General features: G+C 37.9%; 3 protein-coding genes. 1 reads left to right on the top strand and 2 read right to left on the bottom strand.

Annotated elements, in window-relative coordinates:
- Positions 1 to 148 (top strand): transposase domain-containing protein (locus THINI_RS24820; RefSeq protein WP_211206947.1); only part of this gene is annotated, 148 nt, incomplete at its 5' end.
- 6 nt (positions 149 to 154) lie between these two features.
- On the opposite strand, the gene THINI_RS24815 is transcribed toward THINI_RS24820, so the two are convergent.
- Positions 155 to 388: a hypothetical protein gene (locus THINI_RS24815; protein ID WP_154724303.1), complete on the bottom strand. Its 234-nt coding sequence runs from the start codon at positions 386 to 388 to the stop codon at positions 155 to 157.
- Between the two features lie 291 nt (positions 389 to 679).
- A complete protein-coding gene (locus tag THINI_RS00305; protein WP_002706553.1) occupies positions 680 to 2,074 on the bottom strand; it encodes an AAA family ATPase in 1,395 nt (464 codons plus the stop codon).
- Between the last annotated feature and the right edge of the window lie 512 nt (positions 2,075 to 2,586).

Genomic DNA, 2,586 nt, shown 5'->3' with positions numbered 1-2,586 from the left:
ACCGTATGCCTATATCCGCTATCTGCTGGAGCATATCGCCCAGGCCGACACCCTGGAAAAATGGGAGGCCCTCCTGCCATGGAATGTGCCGCTGGAGAAATGTGCGAAAAAAGTCCCTTTTTTGACAAGGGCAAGTAGGGCGATTTAACGGCGCTTACAATTTTTTAGCAATAAGTCCGTTATTAGATAAAAATTGTTTTAAGTAGTCTTCCCGTGCATCACCTTTATTTACAGGGTGCTTTAAGCTAGAAGATTTTTCATAGTCTCTTAGCATTTGTTCTTGAAAATGCAGAAACTCTCGCTCAAAGCCTTGAAACTCAAATACATCTTCTCTAAGTTTTGCAACTGCTCTTGTTTCTTTTTCTATAAAGTCTTCAGTTGAACTCATAATTTGGCACTTTATATTAGTCTAACGCGTCGGAGTTGAGTGGCGCGTTTGTGGCTGCGAAGTGACTCCCGGGGGGAGTCGCTCGCGGGCGCAAATGCGTCCACTCGAACGGGTTGATAGCCAGAGCGCGGAGCGCGGCGGTTATCAAACCGGGCGAGCGAAGCTCAACTCCGACGCGATAGCGCAGGACCGCGCGAGCGGTTCTGCGCTATCGTCTAACATGACGGGCGCGGCAGGGAGTAATCAAAACGGAGTCGCGGGCTGTCACCGCGTCCGTCGTCGATGTGTTTGTTAGCTTAATAATTCATTAAATACTTTTGAACCCATATAGGTATAGATCGAATGATAATCGCCATCTCTGTTATTAATATTATTTGCTATCAATTGACCAACAAGAACTTCCCAAGGTTTAGTAGTGCCAAGTAATGCTATGATAATATTTCTAATATCTTTAATTTTTAAAGTTCTTCTTTGGCTAAAGTTATTTACAAGAAAAGTGATTAATGGTGTCGTTTGATGATTTTGATTTATTTGAATCCATTGGTTCGCTTTTCCAATAAAGCTAGATTCAGTAAAGCCATGAATGGTTAAACACTCTTTTGTTAGTAATAAATTTTCTATTGCATAGCAGTTAAGTCTAGTTCTTATTACACAACCAATGTTATTAATTTCTGGAGTTGCGCTGCTGTCTAAATCTCTAATGGAATATCCTTTGGGGTTGTCATATATAGATGGTAAAAATTTATTAAGCCATTCTTCCCATTTTGTCATTTCAGTTACTGTACCAACAACACATGGTGAAAACTTGATGAAACCTTGAGCGCTTCTCATTACTTGTTCAAAAACTCGCTTATCATCCTCTCCTTCTACTAATAGAACAGGGGTTTTATTAAAGTGACTAGATAACGGGTGTGCTCCAAATACAGGTAATATTTCATGACATATAGGATCGTATCGGAAGTGAGAATATTCTATTTGTGATTTATCTGATATGGGGATAATTTGTAAATCAGCATCTTTAGTAAAAGCACCTAAAATTGCTGTGCTATGTGTAGCAATGACAATTTTAAAGTCAAACTCTATTGCTACTTTTTCGATAAACTCTATAAAACGCTGTTGAAGGTCAGGATGTAAATGGACATCCGGCTCATCCATTAATAGTAATTTATTATTTTGGTCTGATCTTGAAAAAACCAGAACTTCAATACTTAAGGCTATTAATTCTGCCTCGCCACTAGAAATTTGATCTTCTTCAAGTTTTTGACCTTGATTATTTTTTATTTGAAACCCTCTGTCTGCTCTTTCTATATTTATTTTTGGCAAGAGATTGTTAATTTGGCTTATTGTTAAGTCAAAGGTGTAACTTTGATTTTGTCGTTTCTCCAAGTCTTTTTCAATTTCACGCAAAACCATTACTTCTAAATTTCTGAACTGTGCACTACTTTGCTGGCGAAAGTACTCTGTCCTATTTTTTCTTCTATCTTGGATAAGCCATTGTTCATTATTAGAAATATTTAGTTCCACATTTGGATCATATTTTAAAGTTCCTCCTCGTTCAGGAGAAATATACTTTGTATTAAATTGAGGTAGAGAATCAATTTTTCGTAATAATGTGCTTTTCCCAGAGCCATTTTTACCAAGCAAAATAGTAAATTTTGCATTATTAATTAAATTTTCGATCTGCATGATGGTGTCTTTCTTAAAATGCTAACGTCTCGTGTGACGGGCGCGGCGGGGAGTAAGTTGTTCAGAGTCGCGGGCTGTCACCGCGTCCGTCGTCGACACACTCGTTAGAAGTTCTTTTTAATATCTCTTTAGAAATGACTTTATAAGAAGGTTTGAAGTCATGTCGTTTTAGATATTCTTTGATGAAAAAGCTATCGCTAATTGATGGTTCTGGAGCTTTGAAACAGTATAGTATGAGGATAAATAATAATAAGGTACTCTCTTTGGAGTCTATCAGTATATATGCTTCTCCTGTTATCCCTTTAGCCCATGAGTCGAAGAGTGTATTCTCAACTTCTAGTGTATGAAAATAATGTATTGGTCTAAAACAACTATTAAATCAGGTATCTCTAAAGGTGTTAGTATTTTTTTGTGGCTCAATATGCGTTTCAGGGTCTTGTTTTCCCCGGCATTGCAAACGTGATGGATAGCGGTAAAAGTTAGTCATTTCCGATAGCCAAGGAGAGGCTTTA

This window comes from Thiothrix nivea DSM 5205 (genome assembly GCF_000260135.1).
GTDB classification, from domain to species: domain Bacteria; phylum Pseudomonadota; class Gammaproteobacteria; order Thiotrichales; family Thiotrichaceae; genus Thiothrix; species Thiothrix nivea.
The sequence above is the reverse complement of the archived record's forward strand: the minus strand, read 5'-3'. Positions and strand labels throughout refer to the sequence as shown.

Bases quoted from the DNA above. Each gene is read 5' to 3' on its own strand.
- THINI_RS00305 (WP_002706553.1), bottom strand. From the start codon at position 2,074: ATGCAGATCGAAAATTTAATTAATAATGCAAAATTTACTATTTTGCTT.
- THINI_RS24815 (WP_154724303.1), bottom strand. From the start codon at position 388: ATGAGTTCAACTGAAGACTTTATAGAAAAAGAAACAAGAGCAGTTGCA.